This window comes from Paenibacillus sp. N3.4, assembly GCF_008017805.1.
Taxonomy (GTDB): Bacteria; Bacillota; Bacilli; order Paenibacillales; family NBRC-103111; genus Paenibacillus_E.
Genome location: NZ_VRTT01000157.1, coordinates 1 through 4,747, shown reverse-complemented (window position 1 = coordinate 4,747; position 4,747 = coordinate 1). Strand labels below are relative to the sequence as shown.

The following is a 4,747-nucleotide window of genomic DNA, read 5'->3' as shown; positions in this document are numbered from 1 at the left end:
TTTGCGAGGGGATTATTGCCGTCAACAAAGAAGGGAAAATCGTTACCTGCAACCGGGAAGCCAAAAAAATGCTAGGCATGGAAGATATGGAGCTTATCGCTTCCTTATTCATCCCGCTGGGGGTACAACGTTTTCAGAGACGTTTATGGTGGCTGCTCGGCTGCTCGTTATTGGAGCTGATAGGTGTTCTAATGCTTAATTTTTCATTCAGTCCGTGGCTAGCGGCAATACCGCTTGGTATTGGGACAGGTGGTCTTTTCCCTATTGCGTTGATATTGCCAATCGATGAAACGCGAAATTCGAGGGAGGCTAATGCATGGTCAGCTATGGTACAGTCCGGAGGTTATATATTAGGGGCGGCAGGACCTTTCGTAATTGGCAGAATTCATGATGTATCCAACAGCTTCATTCAGGCTTTTTACGTGCTTGCCCTCATCATCGTTCTGCAGATTGCGGTTCAATTTGCGATAGGAAACAAAAAAGCTTCTATACCTACAGAGTCTGCATCATAGGGAAATGGAAGGGTGATTAACAGGGGATATATGGGGGAATAATAAGAGAGATTCATTTGATTACAAAAGGAGAAATCGAGATGATAAGTAATTCTTCTACCCGCTCTAAACAACCGACGGTAGTGTTGTTTATCCAAATCTTGATATATCTTGCTGTAGTTATCAATCTGGTTAATGGCATGTTAACGATTGGCGACGAAGGTATAGCCAAGAAAATGGTTTCCCTTGGTATGATCATTTTCGGTTTTGCGGCAATTTGGGTCGCAGTTCGATTAAGTACTCGAAGCCCTTCACGGCAAAAAAACGCCATTGTACTCTCTATCATTCTTATCGTGCTAAGGATTATTGAATTTACTATTTGGCATAGCGTTGGATTTTTGTTGGGTATCCTATTACCGGTACTGGTGATTTGGAGGCTAAACAGCCCAGAGGCAAAACCTGGTTTGGTGTTCATAATCATTGAATTCAAATCGGGAGTGAATTTCCGAAATAAATCCCCATGATCATTGACAATAGAAAATAATCATACATTTACAGGCTGCTTAGCGAAAATGCTGGGCAGCCTGTATGTTTATTTGATACAGGAAACGGTCAATCCATTGTTATGGCGTCCATTTATTTACAGTTTTTTGCCTTTATCAATATTACTGATAGATTGTATAAGATGATTCTAATTGACCTGTTTCGCTAGCTGTGATAGGTTCAGTAGAGTGAAATATTATGCGATATGTGCTATGAGAGGTGGATATTTTTGGAACTTCAAGTAATGAACAGTCCTTTTAATCAGGAACAAGTAGAATTGCTTAATCGTCTGCTTCCTACATTAACGGAAACACAACGAATTTGGCTGAATGGGTATCTTGCAGCTCTTCAAGGTTCAGCAAATATCACAATATCCGGAGCAGCGCCAATAGCAACAATGGTGACTAGTGCGACGGTGATCTCTAAAGATGTAACTGTGCTCTTCGGATCTCAAACCGGCAAGTCTCAAGGACTAGCCAAAAAAATGTCTAAAAAGTTGGAAGAACGCGGTTTTCAGGTAACGCTTTCGTCCATGAGCGATTTCAAGCCAAATGCCTTAAAGAAAATCCAAAACCTGCTTATCCTTGTGAGCACACACGGAGAAGGAGAACCGCCGGATAACGCGATTTCTTTCTATGACTTCATTAATAGCAAGAGAGCGCCTCAATTGGAGGATCTGCGGTTTTCAGTGCTTTCACTTGGGGATACGTCTTACGAGCTATTCTGCCAAACGGGTAAGGATTTCGACAAACGATTGGAAGAGCTAGGCGGTAAACGTCTTGCTCCGCGTGTCGATTGTGATGTGGATTTCGACGAGCCTGCAGCTGAATGGATGAACCAAGTTTTAAGCTCGTTGAGTGAAGCTTCAACAGTTACCTCTACTGCAAATCCCTCCGGAGCGGCTGCAGAGAGTGGAGCTGAATCGGAATACTCCAGAACGAATCCGTTTCAAGCGGAGGTCCTCGAAAACTTAAATCTGAATGGCCGTGGCTCGGACCGCGAAACCCGTCACATTGAGATTTCCTTGGAGGGATCGAACCTTCAGTATGAACCGGGGGACTGCTTAGGCATTTATCCGGAAAATCATCCGCGTCTAGTTGATGAATTGATTGAAGCGTTAGGCTGGAAAGCTGAAGAACTCATTATTATTAATAAAAATGGTGAAAAACGTTCAGTTCGTGAAGCTTTGCTACGGAATTATGAAATCACCTTGCTCACGAAGCCTTTGCTTGAGCAAGCAGCAAAGCTTACTGCAAGTCCTGAACTACAACAACTCTTAGCAGCAGGAAACGAGCAAGATCTTAAAGCATATCTCCACGGGCGTGATTTGCTGGATCTGGTACAAGATTACTCCTTTAAAGGTGTGTCTGCTGCCGATTTTGTCGCTATCCTTCGGAAATTGCCGGCTCGATTATATTCCATTGCAAGCAGTTCCAAAGCTTACCCGGATGAAGTTCACGTTACGGTTCGTACCGTGCGTTACGAAACCCAAGGAAGAGAACGTTACGGTGTATGCTCCGTTCAGCTATCTGAGCGTATCAATTCCGGTGATACGCTGCCGGTTTATATTCAAAACAATCCGAATTTTAAACTTCCCGAGAACGCGGAAACCCCAATTATCATGATCGGACCTGGTACGGGCGTCGCCCCGTTCAGAGCCTTTTTGGGAGAGCGGGAAGAGAGTGGTGCCGAAGGTAAAACATGGCTTTTCTACGGTGATCAGCACTTCTCCACGGACTTTCTTTATCAAGTCGAATGGCAGAAGTGGTTGAAGGATGGCGTGTTGTCCCGCATGGATGTTGCCTTCTCCCGAGATACCGACAAGAAGGTTTATGTACAACACAGGATGCTTGAAAAGAGTGCCGAGCTCTATAAATGGCTTCAAGAAGGCGCCTGCGTGTATGTGTGTGGCGACGAAAAGAAAATGGCTCATGATGTCCATGCGACATTAGCAACAATAATTGAACAAGAGGGCGGCTTCAGCACAGAGGAAGCTGCAGAATATTTGGCTCGTATGCAACAGCAAAAACGTTATCAAAGGGATGTCTACTAAGTTTATGTTCCAAAGAGCGCGAGAGGAGTAAAGGCAACATGTCAGAAAATAATTTGCTTCACCAAATAGTGCGCCACATAGTGACGTAGAAGAGATTAAAATCCGAAGCAACTACTTGCGGGGGAGCCTTGTAGAGACACTAGAAAATGCGATTACAGGGTCTATTCCCGAGGATGACAATCGATTAATGAAATTCCACGGAAGTTATATGCAGGATGATAGAGATCTGCGTAATGAACGGCAAAAGCAGAAATTGGAACCAGCCTATCAATTCATGCTGCGTGTACGTGCTGCGGGCGGGATTGTCACGCCGGACCAATGGTTGATGATGGATCGCGTTGCACAGAAATATGCCAACGGTACGATTCGTCTGACGACACGTCAATCCTTCCAACTTCATGGTGTGCTGAAGTGGAATATGAAGAAGACGATTCGTGAAGTGAATGATGCCCTGTTGAGCACGCTAGCTGCTTGCGGCGACGTTAATCGTAACGTCATGTGTAATCCTAACCCATATCAGTCAGAAGTTCATGCTGAAGTGTATGAATGGGCGAGCCGCGTCAGCAACCATCTGGATCCACATACCAAAGCCTATCATGAGATCTGGCTTGATGGCGAGAAAGTAGTGGACAGTCAGGATGGCGCAGAGCAAGAGCCGATCTATGGTCGTGTCTACTTGCCGCGTAAGTTCAAAATCGGTATTGCAGTGCCTCCGTCCAATGACGTGGACGTATTTTCACAGGATCTGGGCTTCATTGCGATAGTTGAAGATGGACGCTTGAAGGGCTTCAATGTATCTGTTGGTGGCGGTATGGGGATGAGCCATGGCGATCCGTTGACTTACCCGCAGGTAGCTCAAGTGATTGGTTTCATTACGCCTGATCAGATGATTGATTTGGCGGAGAAAACAGTCATGATTCAACGGGATTATGGCGACCGTTCTGTACGGAAACACGCACGTTTCAAGTATACGATTGATGACCGCGGTATCGATTGGTTCGTAGGTGAACTAACCGCTCGTCTAGGTTGGAAACTAGAGGCAGCGCGTCCTTACCATTTTGACAATAATGGAGATCGCTATGGTTGGGTGAAGGGCAGCAACGGGAAATGGCATTTCAACCTGTTTATTCAAAATGGTCGTGTCAAAGATGAGGACAATTACCTTCTGATGACAGGACTTCGTGAAATCGCCAAAGTTCATACCGGAGATTTCAGACTTACAGCGAATCAAAACTTGATTATCGGGAACGTGAGCAGTCAGAAGAAGAAAAAGATTGAGGATTTGATCAAGGAGTATGGCCTTACGGATGGACTTCATTATTCTGCATTACGGAGAAGCTCCATGGCATGCGTTGCTCTTCCAACCTGCGGTTTAGCGATGGCTGAATCTGAGCGTTATCTTCCTTGACATAACCGGCGCGAATAACAAAATCACCGAAATGCTCGTTTTCATGACGTTCCTTCGCATATCGCGTAACCATCGGTTGCAACGACTCCAGAATCTCCGCTTCCCCAATGTTTTCCTTATAAAGCTTATTAAGTCTGTTTCCAGAATGACCGCCACCCAAATACATATTGTATTTGCCTGGAGCTTTACCAATGAAGGCTATTTCCGCCAACATTGGACGTGCGCATCCATTCGGACAACCCGTCATGCGAA

General features: G+C 45.1%; 3 protein-coding genes and 2 pseudogenes. 4 read left to right on the top strand and 1 reads right to left on the bottom strand.

What is annotated here, in order from left to right:
* The 4 genes and pseudogenes from FU659_RS34385 to FU659_RS34370 form a co-directional block, all read left to right on the top strand.
* The coding region (locus FU659_RS34385) for an MFS transporter (protein ID WP_483874524.1) at positions 1–512 on the top strand (512 nt) is incomplete at its 5' end.
* Between the two features lie 80 nt (positions 513–592).
* Positions 593–1,015, top strand: a complete 423-nt coding sequence (locus FU659_RS34380) for a hypothetical protein (protein ID WP_187274611.1) — start codon at positions 593–595, stop codon at positions 1,013–1,015.
* 248 nt (positions 1,016–1,263) lie between these two features.
* A complete protein-coding gene (locus tag FU659_RS34375) occupies positions 1,264–3,087 on the top strand; it encodes an assimilatory sulfite reductase (NADPH) flavoprotein subunit (protein WP_147951653.1) in 1,824 nt (607 codons plus the stop codon).
* 38 nt (positions 3,088–3,125) lie between these two features.
* Positions 3,126–4,492 (top strand): annotated as a pseudogene (locus tag FU659_RS34370) (NADPH-dependent assimilatory sulfite reductase hemoprotein subunit); the annotation flags it as partial.
* Here FU659_RS34370 and FU659_RS34365 read toward each other — a convergent pair.
* Positions 4,389–4,747: pseudogene (locus FU659_RS34365) on the bottom strand (hypothetical protein); the annotation flags it as partial. The pseudogenes FU659_RS34370 and FU659_RS34365 sit on opposite strands and share 104 nt — an antisense overlap.

What these genes read in the sequence shown, in the direction of transcription:
- FU659_RS34380 (WP_187274611.1), top strand. Translation starts at nt 593, where the DNA reads ATGATAAGTAATTCTTCTACCCGCTCTAAACAACCGACGGTAGTGTTG.